The 20,546-nt window shown below is 65.3% G+C and carries 16 protein-coding genes and 2 pseudogenes; 11 read left to right on the top strand and 7 right to left on the bottom strand.

Annotation, left to right across the window (positions count from 1 at the left end):
* Positions 1–2: 2 nt before the first annotated feature.
* A complete protein-coding gene (gene queG / locus EKK97_RS16535) occupies positions 3–1,103 on the bottom strand; it encodes a tRNA epoxyqueuosine(34) reductase QueG (protein WP_159553517.1) in 1,101 nt (366 codons plus the stop codon).
* Between the two features lie 100 nt (positions 1,104–1,203).
* On the opposite strand from queG, the gene EKK97_RS16530 reads away from it, so the two are divergent.
* From EKK97_RS16530 to EKK97_RS16480, 11 genes and pseudogenes are all read left to right on the top strand, one after another.
* Positions 1,204–2,748, top strand: a complete 1,545-nt coding sequence (locus EKK97_RS16530) for an NAD(P)H-hydrate dehydratase (RefSeq protein WP_159553515.1) — start codon at positions 1,204–1,206, stop codon at positions 2,746–2,748.
* Positions 2,748–3,248 carry a tRNA (adenosine(37)-N6)-threonylcarbamoyltransferase complex ATPase subunit type 1 TsaE gene (gene tsaE / locus EKK97_RS16525; protein ID WP_159553513.1) on the top strand — a complete coding sequence of 167 codons (501 nt, stop codon included), beginning with the start codon at positions 2,748–2,750 and terminating at the stop codon, positions 3,246–3,248. The genes EKK97_RS16530 and tsaE overlap by 1 nt, the downstream gene beginning before the upstream one ends.
* Positions 3,248–4,728: pseudogene (locus EKK97_RS16520) on the top strand (N-acetylmuramoyl-L-alanine amidase). The gene tsaE and the pseudogene EKK97_RS16520 overlap by 1 nt, the downstream one beginning before the upstream one ends.
* Positions 4,725–6,752 carry a DNA mismatch repair endonuclease MutL gene (gene mutL / locus EKK97_RS16515; RefSeq protein ID WP_159553511.1) on the top strand — a complete coding sequence of 676 codons (2,028 nt, stop codon included), beginning with the start codon at positions 4,725–4,727 and terminating at the stop codon, positions 6,750–6,752. The pseudogene EKK97_RS16520 and the gene mutL overlap by 4 nt, the downstream one beginning before the upstream one ends.
* The gene (gene miaA / locus EKK97_RS16510) at positions 6,670–7,608 is read left to right on the top strand and encodes a tRNA (adenosine(37)-N6)-dimethylallyltransferase MiaA (RefSeq protein WP_159553509.1); all 939 of its coding nucleotides are present in this window, start codon (positions 6,670–6,672) and stop codon (positions 7,606–7,608) included. Before mutL ends, miaA begins: the two co-directional genes overlap by 83 nt.
* Before the next feature lie 89 nt (positions 7,609–7,697).
* A complete protein-coding gene (gene hfq / locus EKK97_RS16505) occupies positions 7,698–7,949 on the top strand; it encodes an RNA chaperone Hfq (RefSeq protein WP_103968388.1) in 252 nt (83 codons plus the stop codon).
* 8 nt (positions 7,950–7,957) lie between these two features.
* A complete protein-coding gene (gene hflX, locus EKK97_RS16500; protein ID WP_159553507.1) occupies positions 7,958–9,274 on the top strand; it encodes a ribosome rescue GTPase HflX in 1,317 nt (438 codons plus the stop codon).
* A 151-nt stretch (positions 9,275–9,425) separates the two neighbouring features.
* Entirely contained in the window at positions 9,426–10,649 is a 1,224-nt protein-coding gene (hflK, locus tag EKK97_RS16495; protein ID WP_159553505.1) for an FtsH protease activity modulator HflK, read from the top strand.
* Positions 10,650–11,540: a protease modulator HflC gene (gene hflC, locus EKK97_RS16490; RefSeq protein WP_159553503.1), complete on the top strand. Its 891-nt coding sequence runs from the start codon at positions 10,650–10,652 to the stop codon at positions 11,538–11,540.
* A gap of 190 nt (positions 11,541–11,730) precedes the next feature.
* The gene (locus EKK97_RS16485) at positions 11,731–12,906 is read left to right on the top strand and encodes an ATP phosphoribosyltransferase regulatory subunit (RefSeq protein WP_159553501.1); all 1,176 of its coding nucleotides are present in this window, start codon (positions 11,731–11,733) and stop codon (positions 12,904–12,906) included.
* 137 nt (positions 12,907–13,043) lie between these two features.
* Entirely contained in the window at positions 13,044–14,339 is a 1,296-nt protein-coding gene (locus tag EKK97_RS16480) for an adenylosuccinate synthase (RefSeq protein ID WP_159553499.1), read from the top strand.
* A 71-nt stretch (positions 14,340–14,410) separates the two neighbouring features.
* Here EKK97_RS16480 and EKK97_RS16475 read toward each other — a convergent pair whose 3' ends face one another.
* The 6 genes and pseudogenes from EKK97_RS16475 to EKK97_RS24900 form a co-directional block, all read right to left on the bottom strand.
* On the bottom strand, positions 14,411–15,403 hold the full coding sequence (locus EKK97_RS16475) for an alginate lyase family protein (protein WP_236551253.1): 993 nt from the start codon (positions 15,401–15,403) through the stop codon (positions 14,411–14,413).
* Positions 15,321–15,659 (bottom strand): hypothetical protein, encoded by a 339-nt coding sequence (locus tag EKK97_RS24910; RefSeq protein WP_236551252.1) that lies wholly within the window; start codon positions 15,657–15,659, stop codon positions 15,321–15,323. Before EKK97_RS24910 ends, EKK97_RS16475 begins: the two co-directional genes overlap by 83 nt.
* 49 nt (positions 15,660–15,708) lie before the next feature.
* A pseudogene (locus tag EKK97_RS25945) lies at positions 15,709–16,550 on the bottom strand (polysaccharide lyase).
* 113 nt (positions 16,551–16,663) lie between these two features.
* Positions 16,664–18,415 (bottom strand): tetratricopeptide repeat protein, encoded by a 1,752-nt coding sequence (locus EKK97_RS16460; RefSeq protein WP_236551251.1) that lies wholly within the window; start codon positions 18,413–18,415, stop codon positions 16,664–16,666.
* Positions 18,412–19,308: a tetratricopeptide repeat protein gene (locus EKK97_RS24905; protein ID WP_236551250.1), complete on the bottom strand. Its 897-nt coding sequence runs from the start codon at positions 19,306–19,308 to the stop codon at positions 18,412–18,414. Before EKK97_RS24905 ends, EKK97_RS16460 begins: the two co-directional genes overlap by 4 nt.
* A 44-nt stretch (positions 19,309–19,352) precedes the next feature.
* Positions 19,353–20,069: an alginate lyase family protein gene (locus EKK97_RS24900; protein WP_236551249.1), complete on the bottom strand. Its 717-nt coding sequence runs from the start codon at positions 20,067–20,069 to the stop codon at positions 19,353–19,355.
* Positions 20,070–20,546: the final 477 nt, after the last annotated feature.

The raw sequence follows: 20,546 nt of genomic DNA, 5'->3' as shown, positions 1-20,546 counted from the left end.
GGTCAGACGCTTGCGATCAGCCGGTCACGCTTCTCCCGCTGTCGCTCGAGTGCCCAGCGCACATGCTCGCGCACCAGGTCGGAGGGATAGGCGAGGCGGGCGCGCAGGGCGGCTTCCACGCTTTCGCTCCAAGGGGCGTTGCCCAGCCCCACCGCCAGGTTGCGCAGCCAGCGTTCGTAGCCGATGCGGCGGATCGGGCTGCCGGCGGTCTTGTCGAGAAACTCCTCCTCGCCCCAGGCGAACAGCGACACCAGGCTGGCCCGATCCAGGTCGTGGCGCGGGGCGAAGTCGTCCTCCGCCGTGGCGCGGGTGAAGCGGGTGAAAGGGCAGACCAGTTGGCAGTCGTCGCAGCCGAACACACGGTTGCCCATGGCCTCGCGAAAGCGCTCGGGTATGCTGCCGAACAGTTCGATGGTGAGGTAGGAGATGCAGGCCCTGGAGTCGACCACCTTGTCCTCGACGATGGCCCCGGTGGGGCAGGCCGTGCGGCAGGCGCTGCAGCTGCCGCAGTGCTCGCTGTCGAAGGGGGGATCGACGGGCAGCGGCAGGTCGACGTAGAGTTCGCCGAGAAAGAACAGCGAGCCGGCCCGAGGGTTGAGCAGCATGGCGTTCTTGCCCACCCAGCCAAGCCCGGCCTTGCGCGCCAGGGCGCGCTCCATCACCGGCGCCGAATCGACGAAGGCACGGTAGCCAAACGGGCCGATGCGTTCCTCGATCCACTTGGCCAGGGTGGCCAGGCGCTTGCGCATCAGCTTGTGGTAGTCGCGACCTACCGCATAGCGTGAGACATAGGCTGTCTGCGGCTGGCCAAGTACCTTGGCGCTCTCGACTTCGGCAGGCAGGTAGTCCAGGCGCACGCTGATCATGCGCAGGGTGCCGGGTACCAGCTCCTCGGGACGAGTGCGCTTGTTGCCGTGCTTGGCCATGAAGCCCATTTCACCGTGGTAGCCGGCATCGAGCCAGCGCTGCAGATGCAGCTCGTCCTCGGCCAGGTCGACGTCGGCGATGCCCACCTGCTGGAAGCCGAGCTCACGGCCCCAGGTCTTGATGGTGGCGGCCAGCTCGACCAGCGCGTTGTCGTCCAGGGTCACGGGGAGAGTCATGATCGAGAAAAAACCGGGCAAAAACACAGCGAGGGGATTGGCGTCGGCGACGTGACGCTTAAACTCCCATGATAAAGCAATGCTGGCAGGGAGACACCGGATGTCTGGCAATCGTTCCGATCAAGAACAGGTGGCGCTGCGCCCACTGTACCGTGCCGATCAGGTCCGCGAACTCGATCGGCGCACCATCGCCGCCGGGATCGAAGGCTTCGCGCTGATGCAGCGGGCGGCCACGGCGGCCTGGCAGAGTCTCAGGGCGGGCTGGCCCGGGGTGAAGCGCGTCAGCGTGCTGTGTGGCGGTGGCAACAACGGCGGCGATGGCCACGTGCTGGCCGCGCTGGCGGCAGTGGCGGGCGTTGAGGTGCAGCGCATTGCGCTGAAGCCGCCGAAGACGCTCGAGGGCGATGCGGCGCGAGCAGCTGAAATGGCTACCGCTGCAGGCGTAGGTCTCGAGCCATGGCGCAAGGGGATCGAGTTTTCAGGCGAAGTGATCGTCGACGCCATGCTCGGTACCGGCCTCACCGGCGACGTGCGCGGCGAGTTCCGCGAGGCCATCGAGGCCGTCAATGCCAGCGGCCTGCCGGTGCTGGCCATCGACATCCCGTCGGGACTGGCCGCCGATACCGGGGCGGAGCTCGGCGTGGCGGTACGTGCGACACGTACGGTGACCTTCATCGGCGACAAGGTCGGCCTCCACACCGGGCGCGCTCCCGCACGTACCGGCGAGGTCCACTTTCGCGCCTTGGGCGTCGATGCGCGGCGCCATGCCGATCTGGCGCCGGCCGCCGAGCTGTTGGACAAGGTCTTGCTCGAGGTGTGGCTGCCGCCCCGCTCGCGCGATGCCCACAAGGGTGGCATGGGGCACGTGCTGGTACTGGGTGGGGCGCCGGGCTTCGGTGGTGCAGCGCTGCTCGCCAGCGAGGCGGCGGCGCGTCTGGGCGCCGGCAAGATCAGCCTGGCCACGGCGCCGGAACATGTCACGGCCTGCCTCACCTACCGGCCCGAGGTGATGGTGCACGGCTTGCGCGGGGCCGCCGAGCTTGGCGAGCTTCCCAGCAAGGCCGATGTGCTGGTGGTCGGCCCCGGATTGGGGCAGGGCGCCTGGGGGCAAGGCATGCTGCAGGCGGCACTGGCCGAGTCGAAGCCGCTGGTGGTGGACGCCGACGGTCTCAATCTGCTGGCGGCGCGCTTCCCGGGGCTGCGGCGCGACGACTGGGTCCTCACGCCGCATCCCGGTGAGGCCGGGCGGCTGCTGGGCTGCAGCGCGGCGGAGGTGGAGGCCGACCGGCCCGCGGCGGCACGCGAACTGCAGCAAAGCCGCGGTGGCGTGGTCGTGCTGAAGGGCGCCGGCAGCCTGGTGGCGGGCCCGGCGGGTATGGCGGTGTGTCCCTACGGCAACCCGGGCATGGCTTCCGGCGGTATGGGCGATGTGCTGTCGGGCATCCTCGGGGCGCTGCTGGCCCAGGGGCTGCCTCTCGAGACGGCAGCCCGGCTGGGTGTCATGGTGCACGCCATGGCGGCGGACATGGCGGTGCGCGACGCGGGCGAGCGTGGCCTGCTGGCTGCCGATCTGGCATCCTATGCCCGAGTCATTGTCAACCCCGGTTTCGAGCCGGGGCTTCATTTGCTGGCAGGGGGCCATTGATGCGCATACGACTCGTCGACGAAGAACGCCAGGTCGTCTTCGGGCAGCGCCTGGGCAAGGCTCTCGAGGGGCGAGGGCGCATTTATCTCGAAGGAGAGCTGGGGGCAGGCAAGACCACCTTGACCCGTGGCATCCTGCGCGCCCTGGGACATGCCGGCGCGGTCAAGAGTCCGACCTATACGCTGGTCGAGCCCTACGAACTCGGCGAGCGGCAGGTCTACCACTTCGATCTCTACCGCCTGGGCGACCCGGAGGAGCTGGAGTTCATCGGTGGCCGGGACCTCTTCGCCGCCGACGCCCTGTGTATCGTCGAATGGCCGAGCCGGGGCGAAGGCTGGCTGCCACCACCTGATGTGGCCGTCGTCCTGTCGCTGTGCGAGAGCGGTCGCGAGGCATTGCTCGAGGCACATACCGAGCATGGCCGAACAGTACTGCATACCCTGGCCCGGGATGCCGATATGGCCGACATGATCAGTAATGAAGAGCGTGAAACGCCGTGATGAGATCCCGCTTCCTGTCCAGGCTCCGTAGCGGTGAGCTGGCCGACCTTTGGCGCAGCTGCCTGGTATTGCTGTTGTTGCTCTGTTTTACCCTGCCTGCCCAGGCGGCCGAGGTCGATAACATTCGCCTGTGGGCGGCGCCGGACCATGCGCGCCTGGTGTTCGACCTCTCCACCCACGCCGAAGCCAACGTCTTCACCCTGGACGGCCCGCGGCGCCTGGTGATCGATCTCGACCAGAGTCGCCTCAACACCGACCTGGCGAGTCTCAATCTGGATGGCAGCGCCATCACCGCCGTGCGCAGTGGCGCGCGTGATGGTGGCGGGTTGCGGGTGGTGCTGGAGCTCTCGCGCGAGGTTGAGCCGCGTCACTTCACCCTGCCGCCCAACGACCAGTACGGCCACCGCCTGGTAGTGGACATGGAGTATCCCGGCGAGAGCGCGGTGCAGAACCCCATCGATCCGATCGAGGCGATGATTCGCGAGCAGGAAATCGCCGCCAATCGGCATCGCAGCGGAGCCGCCGAGGCGGATGCACCGCGCATCGATCCCGAGGTGGTGGCACAGCAGCCGGCGGCACCGCATCCGCGCCGCGACATCATCATCGCCATCGATCCCGGCCATGGCGGCGAAGACCCCGGCGCCATCGGCCCCAGTGGTACCCGGGAGAAGGACGTGGTGATGGAGATCAGCCGTCGCCTGCAGCGCCTGGTCGACGATACCGAAGGCTTCCGCGCGGTGATGATCCGTGATGGTGATTATTATATCGGGCTGCGCCAGCGTACCCGTATTGCCCGGGAGCAGAAGGCTGACTTCTTCGTCTCCATCCATGCCGATGCCTTCAACAGCCCGCGCCCCAACGGCAGCTCCGTCTATGCCCTGTCCCAGCGTGGTGCCACGTCGGAGACCGCCCAGTGGCTGGCGGCCAGCGAGAACCAGGCCGACCTGATCGGCGGCGTGGACGGCAACCTCTCGCTCAACGACAAGGACGAGGTGCTGCGCGGCGTGCTGCTCGACCTGACCATGACCGCCACCCTCAACGATTCCCTGGCCATCGGGGGCAGGTGCTCGACCAGTTGGGGCGGGTCAACCGCCTGCACAAATCGCGGGTGGAGCAGGCCGGCTTCATGGTCTTGAAGTCGCCCGACATCCCCTCGCTGCTGATCGAGACGGGGTTCATCTCCAACCCCGACGAGGAGCGTCGCCTGCGCGACTCAGGCCATCAGCAGCGGTTGGCGGAATCGATCTTCTCGGGAATACGCTCTCACTTCCGCACCAACCCGCCGCCAGCCAGCCTGCTTGCCTGGCAGCGCGACAACCAGCGCACGCCCTCCGGCAACGAGTACCGTATCCAGCCGGGCGACACCCTGTCGCAGATCGCCGCCAGACATGGCGTGCCGGTGGCGCAGCTCAAGCAGGCCAATGAACTCAATGGCGACGTGATCCGCGTCGGACAGGTACTACGGATTCCCCGCTCATGACAGTCGTCGAAGAAGCCCGCCGCATCCGCGTCCTCGATCCCCGTCTGGCCAACCAGATCGCAGCCGGCGAGGTGGTGGAGCGGCCGGCCTCGGTGGTCAAGGAACTGGTCGAGAATGCCATCGATGCGGGCAGCACTCGTATCGAGGTGGAGCTCGAGGCGGGTGGCGCCCGGCTGATCCGCGTGCGCGACGACGGTAGCGGCATCGCCGAGGACGACCTGCCGCTGGCACTGTCACGCCATGCCACCAGCAAGATCGCTTCGCTGGAGGATCTGGAGGGCGTGGCGAGCCTCGGTTTCCGCGGCGAGGCCTTGGCCTCGATCAGCTCGGTGTCGCGCCTCGAACTCGTCGCCAACGTCGACGACGATCCGCGCAGCGGCTGGCGCGTGGTGGCCGAAGGTCGCCAGATGGAGCCTCGCGTCAGTCCTGCGCCGCATCCTCGCGGCACCTCGGTCACGGTGCGCGACTTGTTCTTCAATACGCCGGCTCGGCGCAAGTTCCTGCGTACCGAGAAGACCGAGTATGGCCACGTGGAGGAGACCTTTCGCCGCCTGGCGCTGTCGCGCTTCGATATCGCCTGGGTGCTGCGCCACAACCAGAAGACAGTGCAACAGCTGCCGGCGGGCGACGATCCGGCTCGCCGCGAGCGGCGTATTGCGGCGCTGCTGGGCAAGGGTTTCCTCGACAATGCCCTGCATCTCGATCTTGCCGTCGGCGGCCTGCGCCTATGGGGCTGGGTAGGCTTGCCCACCCACTCCCGGGCCCAGGCCGACCAGCAGTACTTTTTTGTCAACGGTCGCGTGGTTCGCGACCGGCTGGTGGCGCATGCCATCCGTCAGGCCTACCGCGACGTATTGTTCCATGGCCGGCATCCGGTGTTCGTGCTCTATCTCGAGGTCGACCCCATGGTGGTGGACGTTAACGTTCATCCCACCAAGCACGAGGTACGCTTTCGCGACGGCCGCCTGGTGCACGACTTCCTCTTTTCCAGCCTGCATCGTGCACTGGCCGAGGCGCGTCCGGCCGAGCGCGAAGCGCAAGCCGGCGACATGGCCGAGGAGAAGAATCCCGACAGCAGCGCAGTGCGGGAGCCCGCGGCGCGCTGGCAGCAGCAGCCCATCGCCCTGCATCCGTCCGGCGACTCGTCCGAGCGGGTCACGGCCGATCGTGTGCGCGCCTTCATGAGCGGCTACCGTGCGCTGCATCCCGAGCATGAAGAGCGTCTGCTGACACCGCAAGCAGCCGGCGACGAGATTGCTGGCGCCGTGGCGCCACCTCCACCAGCGGCGTTCCCGGCCAAGGTGGAGTCACCGGCGCTGCCCGCCGCGGAGGAAGGCAGCGGTATCCCGCCGCTGGGCTTTGCCATCGCCCAATTGCACGGCATCTACATTATTTCCCAGACCGCGCAGGGCATGATCATCGTCGACATGCACGCCGCTCACGAGCGCATCGTCTACGAGCGCATGAAGGCTCAGGTGCATGGCGGCGCGCTCGAGGCGCAGCCGCTGCTGGTGCCGGTGTCGATGGCGGCCAGTCACGCCGAGGTAGCGACCGCCGAGGCCGAGCGTGAGGCCTTCGCCCGGTTGGGGGTGGAACTCGACGTGGCGGGTCCCGAGACCCTGCTGGTGCGCCAGGTACCGACGCTGCTGGTCGATGCCGACGTCGAGCCGCTGATTCGCGATATGCTCGGCGACCTGGAACGCTATGGCCGCTCCGACCGCCTGGAAGCTCATATCAATGAGCTGCTGGCGACCATGGCTTGTCACGGCAGCGTGCGTGCCAATCGGCGCCTGACCACGGCCGAGATGAATGTGTTGCTGCGCGACATGGAGCGCACCGAGCGGAGTGGCCAGTGCAACCATGGCAGGCCGACCTGGACTGAAATGTCGCTCAAGCAGCTCGATCGGCTGTTCCTGCGGGGCAGTGAGGAACGTTCCTACCATGTCCGAAAGACGCCCCCTCGCCATCCTGCTGATGGGTCCTACCGCCGCCGGCAAGACCGATCTGGCCATCACGCTGCATGAGCGGCTCGACTGCGAGCTGATCAGCATGGACTCGGCCATGGTCTATCGCGGCATGGACATCGGCAGTGCCAAGCCCTCCGCCGAAGAGCTGGCCCGTGCGCCGCATCGGCTGATCGACATCCGCGATCCCGCCGAGCCCTACTCGGCGGCGGATTTTCGCGAGGATGCTCATCGCGAGATGCGACGAATTACCGCAGCCGGACGCATCCCACTACTGGTTGGCGGCACCATGATGTATGCCAAGCGCCTGCTCGAGGGCGTGGCCAATCTGCCGGCGGCCGATCCATCGATACGTGCCGAGCTGGCCTGTGAGGCCGAACGCCATGGCCTGACGGGGCTGCACGCTGAGCTCGCCCGGGTCGACCCCGAGTCTGCCCGGCGCATTCATCCCAACGATCCGCAGCGGCTGATGCGGGCGTTGGAGGTCTATCGGGCCAGCGGCACGACGCTTACCGAACTGTGGCGTCGGCAACGTCCTGAAACCTTCCCATGGAATGTGCTGTCGATAGGATTCACGCCCTTTGATCGTCGTATCCTGCACGAGCGAATCGCGGCTCGCTTCGAGGTCATGCTGGATGCCGGCTTCATTGGGGAGGTCGAGGCGTTGAGAGCGCGCGGCGACTTGCATCCGGGCTTGCCGTCGATGAAGAGCGTGGGCTACCGCCAGGCTTGGGAGTATCTCGACGGGCAGGGCGATCTGGAGCAGTTGCGGCAGCGCACCGTGGTGGCGACCCGGCAGTTGGCCAAGCGCCAACTGACCTGGCTGCGAAGCTGGCCGGAGCTACACTGGGTCGATAGCCAGGGGCGAAATGCACTGAGCGAAGTCCTGAATTTCGTGCGTGAATCGGGCTCTTAGCGTAAGATATTGGCTTCGAGTGGCCGGGCGACCAGCCGAGAAAGAACACAACTTCCACCCCTCAAGAGAACGTTTTAGGGAGAGGTAACATGTCCAAAGGGCAGTCCCTTCAAGACCCGTACCTGAACATCCTGCGCAAGGAGCGCATTCCGGTTTCTATCTTCCTGGTCAACGGCATCAAGCTGCAGGGACAGATCGAGTCGTTCGATCAGTTCGTGATTCTGCTGCGCAACACCGTCAGTCAGATGGTCTACAAGCACGCCATCTCCACTGTGGTGCCTTCGCGCAACGTGCGGCTGCCGCCGCAGGATCCCGCGGCCCAGCCGGACAGCAACGCGTGAGGTATTGATTGTTTTTTGAACGACCCGATGCCGGCGAAACGGCAGTACTGGTTCATGTCGACTTCCAGGACGAGCGTGAGCGCGAAGATCCCGGTGAGTTCTTGGAACTGGTCCGTTCCGCCGGCGCCGAGCCGGCCATGCTGCTCAGCGGCAGCCGGCATCGGCCCGATTCACGCACCTTCATCGGTAGCGGCAAGGTAGAAGAGCTGCGCGAGGCACTGCAGGTGCATGGCGCTGAACTCGTCATCTTCAACCATGGCTTGAGCCCCTCTCAGGAACGCAACCTGGAACGAGAGCTCAAGTGTCGGGTACTTGATCGCACGGGGCTGATACTCGATATCTTCGCCCAGCGTGCGCGTACCCACGAGGGCAAGCTGCAGGTCGAACTGGCCCAGTTGGAGTACATGTCTACCCGCCTGGTGCGTGGCTGGACTCACTTGGAGCGTCAGAAGGGCGGTATCGGCCTGCGAGGCCCCGGTGAGACACAGTTGGAAACCGACCGGCGACTGCTGCGTGCACGCATCAAGGCGATCCACAAGCGTCTCGACAAGGTGCGTAGCCAGCGCAGCCAGAACCGGCGTGCTCGGGCCAGGGCAGAGATTCCCAGCGTCTCGTTGGTCGGCTATACCAACGCCGGCAAGTCGACGCTATTCAATGCCCTGACCTCTGCCAAGGTCTATGCGGCCGACCAGTTGTTCGCTACGCTCGATCCGACCCTGCGCCGGTTGGAGATCGGCGATGTCGGTCCGGTGGTGCTGGCGGATACCGTGGGGTTCATCCGTCATCTGCCCCACAAGCTGGTAGAGGCCTTCCAGGCCACTCTTCAGGAAGCGGCCGAAGCCTCGCTGCTGGTGCACGTGATCGATGCCGCCGATCCCGACCGTGAGCTCAACGTAGCTCAGGTCGAAGGGGTGCTCGACGAGATCGGTGCGCTCGACGTGCCCATGCTCAAGGTGATGAACAAGATCGACCTGCTCGACAGTGCGCCGCGCATCGAGCGCGACGGGCAGGGCCGGCCCGAAGTGGTTTGGCTGTCGGCCCGTGAGGGGCGCGGACTCGAACTGCTCGAGCAGGCTCTCTCGGAATGCCTGGCGGAGGATGTGATCGCCTTCGGCATGCTCCTTTCTCCGCAACAGGGCCGCCTGAGGGCGGGCTTGCATGAGCTTGGCGCCGTACGCGAAGAACGTTACGAAGAGGGTGGCCAGGTGCATCTCGAGGTGCGCCTGCCACGCCGCGATTTCCTGCAGTTGATGGCCCGATTGGGAGAGCGGGCGGAGGATTACCTTCCGCCCGAGTTGCACGAACGACCGGTATGGGATGCGTGACGGCTGCGGTCGTTCGGCTCGACAGGATTGATTCTCCAACAACTAACGGCACCGGGCGCCGAAGGGCGTTCTACAGGACAGCAACCGAACTTCCCGGTCGCAGACAGGCACAGGCGAGCGGTCGGGAGGAAACGCAGAGTGGAGACGACGTATGGCTTGGAATGAGCCGGGTGGTGGCAACCAGCATGACCCCTGGAGCGGCGGGGGCCGACGCGGTGGCAACGGCGGCGGCGGTGGCAACCGTGGGGGCAACCAGGGGCCACCCGACCTTGACGAGGCCCTGAAGAAGTTCCAGGACAAGCTCAACAGCATGCTTGGCGGTCGTGGCGGCAAAGGCGGTGGCGGTCGTGGCGGCAAGGGCGGCGGTCGCCCGCGCAATACGTTCGCCTTGCCGGGTCTGCTGCTGGTCATCGCCCTGGGTATCTGGGGGGCAATGGGCTTCTATCTGGTCGACCAGGCCGAGCGTGGCGTGGTGCTGCGTTTTGGTGAGTTCCAGACGGTGGTAGGGCCAGGCTTGCACTGGAATCCGCCGCTGATCGACGACGTGCGCATGGTCAACGTGACTCGCGTGCGTTCGCTGACCCAGACCCAATCGATGCTGACCCGCGACGAGAACATCGTCGAGGTCGAGATCTCGGCCCAGTATCAGGTCAACAATCCGCGTGACTTCGTGCTCAACGTGCGCAATCCCCAGCTCTCCATCGAGAATGCTCTGGATTCCGCGTTGCGCCATGTGGTTGGCGGTACCGACATGATCGAGATCCTGACCTCCGGTCGTGAGATTCTCGGTAGCTCGGTGGCGAGCCGCCTGCAGACCTATCTGGATAGCTACGGCACCGGCATTCGCCTGCAAACCATCAACATCGAGTCGACCTCGGCGCCGGCACCCGTTATCGATGCCTTCGATGACGTAATCCGCGCCCGCGAGGATCGCCAGCGGACCATCAACGAGGGCATGGCCTACGCCAACGCCATCATCCCGGCCGCTCAGGGCCAGGCGCAGCGTCTGGTCGAGCAAGGCCAGGGCTATCGCGAATCGGTGGTGGCCGAAGCCCAGGGTCAGGTCAACCGCTTCAACGCACTGCTGGCCCAGTACCGCAACGCACCGGAGATCATGCGCGAGCGTCTCTACATCGATGCCATGGCCGATGTCTTCGCGCGTACGCCGAAGGTACTGGTCGACGTGCGTGAGGACGCACCGCTGATGTATCTGCCGCTCGACCAGCGCCCCGGAAGGGGTGGCGATGGTGAAGGCAACGGCGAGGCGGCTCGTGGCGAAAGCGGCGAACTCGATCCGCGCGTGCTCGAGCGCCTGCGCACGACGAGTTCGGCGCAGGGTGGCAATACCGGTGGTATCCGCAGGGAGGGCCGCTAAATGGTGAACAACCGTTCCTTGATCATCGTGGGCGGCCTCGCTGCCGTGGCCTGGCTTGCCAGCAATAGCCTCTACGTGGTCGATGAGACCGAGCGTGCCGTCAAGCTGCGCTTCGGTGAGGTCATCGAAGAGAACATCCAGCCCGGCCTGCACTTCAAGGTGCCGATCACTCAAACGGTTCGCAAGTTCGACACCCGGGTACTGACGCTGGATACCGATACCAGCCGCTACCTGACGCTCGAGCAGAAGGCGGTCATCGTGGACTCCTACGTCAAGTGGCAGGTGATCAACCCCACCCGCTACTACGAGGCCACCGCCGGCGACGAGATGATGGCGATCCGCCTGATCCAGCCGCGGGTCGATGAGAGCCTGCGTAACGAGTTTGGCCGCCTGGACCTGCAGCAGATCATCGCCGAGCGCCGCGACGACCTGATGATTCGCCCGACCCAGGAACTCGACTCGTTGATGCGCGAGGAGCTGGGGGTGTCGATCCTCGACATCCGCGTCAAGCGTATCGACCTGCCCGAGGACGTCTCTGCTGCGGTCTTCGACCGTATGCGCTCCGAGCGTGAGCGTGAAGCACGTGAATGGCGTGCCCAGGGCCAGGAGGAAGCCGAGCGCATCCGCGCCAATGCCGACCGCCGCCGCCAGGTGCTGCTGGCCCAGGCTACTGAGCGGGCCGAGACCCTGCGCGGTGAGGGCGATGCCGAAGCAGCAGCGATCTTCTCAGAGGCATACGGCCAGAACCCGGAGTTCTTCACCTTCTGGCGCAGTATCAACGCCTATCGTGAGAGCTTCGACGGTGAGCGGGACATGCTGGTGCTTGACCCGACCAGCGATTTCTTCCGCTATCTGCGCAGCCCGGCAGTGCAGAACGGCAGCGACGAGTAAGAGGCACCGGACCGGGCCCAGCGGCTGTCGCTTTCCAGGCATGTCGCTGGGCTTGTCCCGGCATCGCGGGGTTCAACCCGTCGCCAAACGTGATAGAATCCGTCAACCGGGCGTGGCCCGGTTTTTTTGTGGGCCTTTTTTGCCATCGAATCCTTTTTTGCCCGCCCCAACGCCTTGCAGGATTGACGACATGACCATTGCTGACCGCTGGCTGTTGCCCGACGGCATGGATGAGGTGCTGCCGCCCCAGGCAAGCCGTATGGAGGAGCTGCGGCGAACGCTGCTCGACCTCTACTATCGCTGGGGTTACGACCAGGTAATGCCACCGCCGGTGGAGTTCCTCGACTCCCTATTGACCGGTACCGGCACCGACCTGGATCTGCAGACCTTCAAGCTGACCGATCAACTGACCGGCCGCCTGATGGGGGTGAGCGCTGACGTGACACCCCAGGTGGCGCGCATGGACGCCCACTCCATGCACCACCAGGGGCCGGCCAGGCTGTGCTATTGCACCAACGTGCTGCGGGCCAAGGCCGACCAGCACCAGGGAGGGCGCAGTCCGGTCCAGGTCGGTGTCGAACTGTTCGGCCATGCCGGCCTGGAAGCGGACCTCGAGATCCTGCGCCTGGCACTGTTGAGCCTCGAGGCCGCCGGGGCCAGTGAACTGCATTTGGCGTTGGGCCATATCGGCATCTATCGTAGCCTGGTACAGGCAGCCGAGTTGGATCGCGACCAGGAGCGGGCGCTGTTCGAAGCGCTGGAACTCAAGTCGCCGGGGGCCTTGGCCCAGCAGGTCGAGGCCAACGTGGCCGATCCTGCCCTGGCGGAAATGTTCCGTGCGCTGGGCCGCCTGAACGGTGGCCCCGAGGTGTTGGATAGCGCGCGCGAAGCGCTTGCCGGCGCTCCCGCTGCGGTAGGCGAGGCCTTGGCGCAGCTCGGCGCGCTGCACCGTGGCGTGGCCAGTGAGCACCCCGAAGTGGCGCTCTATTTCGATCTGGCCGAGCTACGTGGTTATCAGTACCACACTGGAATGATGTTTGCGGCCTTCGTGCCGGGCTACGGCCAGGCCCTGGCCAAGGGCGGACGCTATGACGATACGGGACGAGCCTTCGGCCGTGCGCGTCCCGCCACGGGCTTTTCGATGGACCTGAAGCTGCTTGCCACGCTGGTGCAGAGCGAGCCGGCCTGCGACGGCATCTGGGCGCCGGCCTCCGGCGAGGGCGTGGCGGAGGCGATTGCATCGCTGCGCGACAGCGGGCACCGGGTAGTGCAGGCGCTGCCGGGCCAGCAGACGCCCCCCGAGGCGCATCGCTGCAGCCAGCAACTGGTAATGGTCGATGGCCGCTGGCAAGCGGAGGCACTCTAGGCTCTGTTTGAAAAGTCGGCGTGGCGGCCGAGGCCTAGTTTGGACGATACCGGCAAGCGGGCCGGAAGACGAGCGCGGCCCGCGGGCCGGATGATCGACGCGCACATACGCGGCGCTGACACGAGAGACGAGACACAATGGGCAAGAACGTAGTCGTACTGGGCACACAGTGGGGTGACGAAGGCAAGGGCAAGGTGGTCGACCTGCTGACCGAATCCGCTGCGGCGGTGGTACGTTTCCAGGGCGGGCACAACGCCGGGCATACGCTGGTCATCGACGGCGAGAAGACCGTGCTGCACCTGATTCCCTCCGGCATCCTGCGTCAGGGCAAGACCTGCATCATCGGCAACGGTGTGGTGCTGTCTCCCGAGGCGCTGATCAAGGAGATCCGCGAACTCGAGGAGAAGGGCGTGCCGGTGCGCGAGCGACTGCGTCTCTCGCCGGCCTGTCCATTGATCCTGCCGTACCACGTGCGCCTCGACCTGGCCCGCGAGAAGGCCCGTGGCGTGGCCAAGATCGGCACCACCGGCCGCGGCATCGGCCCGGCCTACGAGGACAAGGTGGCGCGTCGTGGCCTGCGCCTGGGCGACATGCTGCATCGCGAGCGCTTCGCCTCCAAGCTTGGTGAGGTGCTGGACTATCACAACTTCGTGCTGGTCAACTACCACGGCGAGAAGGCGGTCGACTTCCAGGAAGTGCTGGACAGCGCCATGGCCATGGCCGAGGAGCTGCGGCCGATGGTCTGCGATACCGTTACCCTGGTACACGAACTGCGCCGCGCCGGCGAGAACATTCTGTTCGAGGGGGCCCAGGGCTCTCTGCTGGACATCGATCACGGTACCTATCCGTTCGTCACCAGCTCCAACACCACCGCCGGCGGCACCGCCACCGGCTCCGGCGTCGGACCGCTCTACCTCGACTACGTGCTGGGCATCACCAAGGCCTACACCACCCGTGTCGGCTCCGGCCCGTTCCCCACCGAGCTGTTCGACGAGCATGGCCGTCACCTGGCCGAGCGCGGCCACGAGTTCGGTGCCACTACCGGTCGACCCCGCCGCTGTGGCTGGTTCGATGCCGTGGCCCTGCGCCATGCGGTGCAGATCAACTCGGTATCCGGACTGTGCCTGACCAAGCTCGACGTACTCGACGGGCTGGAGAATATCCGTGTCTGCGTGGGTTATCGCAGCAAGGATGGCGAGGTGATGGAGAATCCGGTCGATTCGGAGGGTTACGAAGCGGTCGAGCCGGTCTACGAGGATCTGCCGGGTTGGAGCGAGTCGACCCTGGGCGCCAAGCGCATCGAGGACCTGCCGGCCAATGCGCGCTCCTATATCAGCTTCCTCGAGGAGAAAGTGGGCACTTCGATCGACATCGTCTCGACCGGCCCCGACCGCAACGAGACCATCGTGCTGCGCAACCCGTTCGAGGGTTGAGGCGCGCTACCTGAGCGTGCCCACCGCATCACCCGACGAGGCCGGCGCAAGCCGGCCTCGTCGTTCATGCGTCAGTTGGACAGTCCTTCGAAGGCCCGTGTCTGGCGCTCCTCTTCGTTGTGGCGAATATGCTGCTGGGCTTCGGGATCCATGAAGTAGAGCGTCGCGTAGCCGCCCGCCCCGCGGTTGTAGATGGGGCGCATCGAGGCCAGGAAGTCGTCGAAGCGGGATTCGCCGAAGCGAGCCCGGTACATCTCCATCCAGGCGAAGTACTGGTTGTCCTTGAGAAAACCCGTGTACTGCTCCCGCGGCGCCAGGTCGCCGAGCTGCGAGGGATCTTCGAGGATGTCCATGGCGAAATCCACCGCATCGTGCATGGTGCCGCCGTCCACCTCGTATTCATAGATATCGTATCCCTGGCGCGCGACGATCTCCATGATCGGAACCAAGTAGAGTAGGGCATAGTTCTGGTAGTGGGTGGCCCGCCTGCCACGCTCCATCTCGAGCGGAAAGGCTCCCTCTTCGGTCATGTCGTGAAGCGCGGAGTAGATGGCGCTGACACCGAAGCGGAACATGGCATCGTCCTCGGTCAGCACGCCGACCATGGCGGCGTAGAGCGCCCGACGGTAGAAGTGGTTGTTGCAGCAGCTGCTATCAGCCCCTTCGATCTCCATGTGTACACTGGCAAGCTCATTGAGCCACTCCTCGACCCGGGCCCGTTCCTCCTGCATGCCCTCGACGAACGGTCGGGCAACGGAATAGGCCATGCCGGCGGCGAAGATCATCGATTCCAGCGAGAACCAGGCTTGCGGTTGCTCCCAGTGATAGTGAAAGTCGAGTAGGGCGTCATCCTGAGCCCACCGGTCCAGGAACTTGACCAGGCATTCGGCGTAGTACACGTTGCCACTGGCCACGTAGGCGCCGGCCAGCTCCGAGACGGTATCCTCGAATTTGAACAGTGGCTCGGTGGCGAGCTTCCAGTCATCGGGGTGGGTAGAACCCCGGGATGCGCATTTTCTCGGTAATGGTCGGAATTTCCAATCGCTGCCGGCAGCTTGGCGCATACTTGGCCAGTTCCTCCCGGTGCTGCATCAACAGGCTATTGTCCGTTTCGTGCAGCACCTCCATGCGTTCCTCAACGTTGAAGTAGGATGCGTCGGGGTCGACAACCTCGTACGCGGAGAGGTCGAGCTGCTCGCGCTCCTCCAGCGTCAGGGCTTTAGTCTGGGCAATGCTTCCCAGTGCCAGGGTCAGGCACGCCGCCGTGCAGCTCAACTGGCGTAGGTAGCAGTGTCTTGGATCTTGTCCTGGTTGCGTCATAGCGTATCTGCCTCCTGCATTGATAGCGCTGCGACTGCGAATCCTCTTGTCAGCCGCTCCTTCGGCTCGGGGCGAACAGGCGGAAGTCGGCGAAATCGACATGCTGGTCGCGCGGCGTTCGCCACTCTTCGCCGGTGCCGCCAAAGAAGGTGGAGAACATCACGCCATCGACACCGACCTCCTCGGTGGTGCGATAGACGAGGCCGCGCTGCTCGAGCACGGGCCAGCCGTCGATCCACAAGCGCACGATGCCGTCCTCCTCGCCGGGCGTGTTGAGGATCACTTCCTGCTCGACGCTGACCCAGCGGCCCGAGGGGAAGTACCAGGAGCCTCGACCGATGGACTCGCCTTCACGTCCGACCAGGTAGGCGTAGAGTTCACCTTGGCCATCTTCGCGCCACATCAGTCTTAGCGAGTAGCCGTTCTTGCCGGTGGCCTCCTCGCCCCGCTGGGCGCTTCGCCTGCGTAGAGTCCGGGGAGTTTACCTCCTTTGACAAAGTCAAAGTTCGCTTCGAACCGTAACCGGTAGTGTAGACACACCCGATCGGCGCCCTGCAAGCGCGCTTCCTCGGTATAGAAGCCCAGACCGCCTCGCGGCACTTCGGTCTTATCGGCATCGCTCGGCGAGGAGCTGTCCTTGGGATAGAGAACGCGCAGTGCGGGCTCCGCCAGGCCGCTGCTCAAAGGATCGAGCAAAAGAACGTTCTCCTCGGTGCCCCAGTCCCGGGTCGAGGAGAAGTCCTGGCGGATGGCATCCTTGCCTGTTTGTAGCCAGTGCGCTGGCTGCAGGTTGGCTACGAGGGAATAGCGCTCCGAGCAGGGGGCCAACCTGGGTTGGGCCACGTCATCATTTCCATGTGCGGACACGAGCGCTGAACCCAGGCTCGCCATGGCCAGCAGCCATGGAGCGGCGCGTGCTTTCCACGGCGTTAGCTGTCTCATGCTTGCCTCATCGGGTCGAAGCGACTCGCCCCACGGGTTGGGCCTGTGGGGCGAGCGAGGACTTACTCTTCTGCCTCTACCTCCACCTCACTGGCGGCGGCAATGGCCTCTTCATCGGTAAGCAGTTGACGCAGGGTTTCGATGGCGAGCTGGCCCTCGCTCTCGAAGACATCATCCAGCCACAGCAGGGCCTGCTGCTGGTTGGCCTGCTCCAGGCCGCGGGATGAAAGGTAGGCTTCGGCCAGGGCGAGACGCGCGCTGCTATGCCCCTGGCTAGCCGCCTGGTAGAGGTAGTCCGCCCCGCGCTCCGGGTCGGCCTCGATGTTCTCGCCACGCAGATATTCGCGTCCGAGTGAGGCCTGGGCGCCTGGATGTCCCTGTTCGGCGGCATCGAGCAGCAGCTCATGACCCTGCTCGACATCCTGGTCGATGGCGCCTTCGCCGCGGATCAGGGCGAGCCCCAGGGCGGCACGCGCATAGTCGGCGCCGGCATCGCTAGCCTGGCGGTACCAGCGTTCGGCCTGCTCGGCGTCTTGTTCCACGCCGTTGCCGTGCTGGTAAGCCTCGCCCAGCACAAAGGCCGCATGGGTTGCCCCGGATTCCGCCGCTGCCGTCAGCAACTCGATGCCACGCTCGGTATCAAGCTCCACGTGGTCACCGGTCAGGTAGGCTTCGCCCAGGTCGCTGCGGGCGCCGGCGTGTCCGCGTGCCACGGCGGCTTCCAGATAGTCGATGCCGCGCTCGCTGTCGCCCCGGTCCATATACATCCGGCCAAGGCTTGCCGCGGCGCCGGCATGACCCGCCTGGTGAGCTCGGTCCAGCCAGTATTCGGCTTGCTGCTGGTCGCGCTGAACGCCTTCGCCATCGAGGAAGGCGCGGCCAAGATCGGCCATGGCGCCGGGATGGCCATCCTCGGCAGCGGCGACGAGCGCCTCGATATTGCCTTGGGCGCCCAGGTCGCGCTGTACGTAGGTGAGCGCATCGTCCGCGGACTCGTGCCCCGCCTGCTGGGCTAGCGTCAGCCAGCGGTTGGCCTCGTTCAGGTCGCGCTCCACGCCGTTGCCGTTGCGATAGGCGCGGCCCAGGACCACCATGGCATAGGCGTCGCCCTGCTGGGCGGCCTGGGTCAGCAGTTGGATGCCTTGGGTGGGGTCCTCCCGCAGCGGCCCTTCCAGGTAGGCCTCGCCAAGTTGGGTCATGGCCGTGGTATCGCCAGCCTGTGCGGCTTGACGCAGCAGTTCCTCGCCACGGCTGGGCTGGAAGTTGGGGTTCTCCTCGTCCAGGTAGGCTTCGCCGAGCAACCGCATCGCGCCCGACTGCCCGTGCTCGGCGGCCTGCCGCAGCAGTTCCTCGCCCCGGGCGGGATCCTGCGGCACGCCACGCCCCTCGAGATAGGCTGCCCCCAGCTGCTGTGTTGCCCAAGGGTGGCCGAGTTCATGGCTACGCTCGAGATAGTCGACGGCAATATAGGGCTGGCCGGCGATTCGCTCGTCGTCCAGATAGAGCGAGCCCAGCTGCGCCAGCGCCAGGGGGTGGTCGTGCTCGGCGGCTTGCTCGAGCAAGCCCATGCCACGTGGCAAGTCGTTGAGACCACCCTGGCCTTCGACCAGGGCGCGGCCGAGGATCACCTGGGCATCGACCGAGCCGGCGTTGATCGCCTCACGCAGCCAGCGCTCGGCTTGTACTGGTTGCGGCTGGCCGGACTCGGGTTCGAGCAGTGCCTGGCCAAGGTAGGTCATGGCATCGACATGCCCTTGGCGGGCGGCATCCGCCAGCAGCTCGATACCCTGCCGGTATTCGCCGACCTCGATCATGTCGCGTCCTGCCCCGCCAGGGCATCCAGGTCGCCGGCCTGGGCTGCCTGCTGCAACCAATGAATGCGCTGGCTGGGTTGATCGCCCAGCAGGCCGTCAGCCGAATAGAGCGAGGCCAACTGAAGCATGGCATTGACGTCGCCTGCACTGGCTTGCTGCTGGAGCACCTCGGCGTGCCGCTGGGCATAATCCATGGCCTGGGCCGGATCTTCCTCGAGCCAGCCGCCGGGCGCATGCGCCTCGGCCAGGGCTTGCAGGGCTTGCTGTTGACCTTGGGCAGCCGCCTGCTCATAGAGCTGGCGGGCCAAGTCCGGGTCGGCCTCGACTCCTTCACCGCCTTCGGCTAGCAGGTCGGCGAGCAGCACTTCGGCGGTGCGCTCGAGGTCGGCCTCCTTGGCTTGCCAGAGCAGATGGTAGGCCAGCACGTCGTTACGCTCTACGCCACGGCCCTCGAGATAGAGCCGGGCGAGGTTGAGCGAGGCGTGGCCGCGCACGGAGGAGGGCCGCTCGATGGCAAGGCCATAGAGACGCGCCGCTTCGGCGGGGTTTTCCTCGATGCCCAGGCCCTGGTCGTAGAGCTTGGCCATTTCGTAGTAGGCAGGCGGCACATCGCGATTGACCAGCGGCTGCAGGTAGTCGATGGCTTCGTTGTAGCGCCCCTCATCAATGAGCTCCTGGGCGCGATTGATGCGGCTCCAGTCCGACGAGTCGATGTCGGCCTCAAGACCGCCGGCGAACCAGGCGGCATACTGCTCGGGAACGGCCCGTGCATGCTCGCCACTCGGCGGTTCGTCCGAGGTCACTGCACAGCCGGCCAACCATGCCGATAAGGTGATCGCCGCGGTCAGTCGCAGCGAGGGGAGGCGTCGAGTCCCGTTCGTCAAGCGTTCCATGTTGTCCCCTCTTTTCTATGTGGTTCCGGGAAGTCCTTTCGTCTTCAATTGCCCAGGCCGCGGAAGGCCTCGGTACTCCGGCGCTCCTCGTCGAGATAGATATGTTGCTGGGCCTCGGGGTCCATGAAATAGAGCGTAATGAAGCCTCCGGCGCTGCGGTTGTAGGTGGGGCGCACCCGGGTGACGAAATCGGCTACCTGCGGATGATCGAAGTGGGTGAGGTAGATATCCATCCAGGTGAAATACTGGGGATCCCGCAGGAAGCCAGTAAATTGTTCCTGCGGCGCGTAGTCGCCCAGCGCCGCCGGGTTGTCGAGAATCTGGAAGAGGAAATCGATGCCCTCGTGAATGTCGTTGCCTTCGTATTCCAGATCGAAGATGTCGTAGCCTTGGCGATGAATGATCTGCATGTTGGTAATCAGATAATTCAGCGCATAGTTCTGGTAGTGCGTTGCACGCCGGCCGCGTCCGACTTCCAGCGGCAGGGCGCCGTTCTCGGTCATGTCGTGTAGTGCCGAGTAAACGGCGCTGACGCCGAAGCGAAACAGGTCGTCGTCCTCTACCAGCACGCCGATCATGGTGGCGTAGAGTGCACGCCGGTAGAAGTGGTTATTGCAGCAGCTCTCTTCCGGCTCGCCGGGGAATGCTGAATGTTGTAGGGCGAGGCCATGCAGCCACTGCTCGACTTCGGCGCGCTCCTCCTCGAGGCCATCCACATGGGGGCGCACGATGGAGTAGGCCATGGCCGCGGCGAACAGCATCGATTCGGAGGCGAACCAGGCTTGGGGCTCCTGGGGTCAAAGACGAAAGTGGTCAGCGCCTTGGCTTCGGCCCAGCCGTGCAGAAAGCGCACCAAGCAATCGGCATAGAAGGTGTCGCTGCTGGCGACGAAGGCCCCGGCCAGCACCGACACACTATCTTCGAAGGCGAACAGAGGCTCTGTGGCCAACTCCCACTCCTCCGGGTTGGGATAGAAACCGGGGATCCCGCCTCGTGTGGTGATGGGAGTGAAGTTGAGCTTCTGCTGGCAACTGGGGCCTAGTGACAGCTCGTCCTTCAATTGCAACAGAATGGGATTCTGGGTCTCGCGCAGCAACTCCATGCGCGCTTCCACATCGAAGTAGCTGGCGTCCGTGTCAGTGACACGATACTCCGAGAGGTCGAGCTCCATGCGCTCCTCTCGCGAGAGGGTGTCGTCGGCCGTCGCGGTGACGCCTGCCAGCAAAACGCAGGCGAGC

The sequence above is a fragment of the Billgrantia tianxiuensis genome, from assembly GCF_009834345.1.
GTDB classification, from domain to species: Bacteria; Pseudomonadota; Gammaproteobacteria; order Pseudomonadales; family Halomonadaceae; genus Halomonas; species Halomonas tianxiuensis.
The sequence above is the reverse complement of the archived record's forward strand: the minus strand, read 5'-3'. Positions and strand labels throughout refer to the sequence as shown.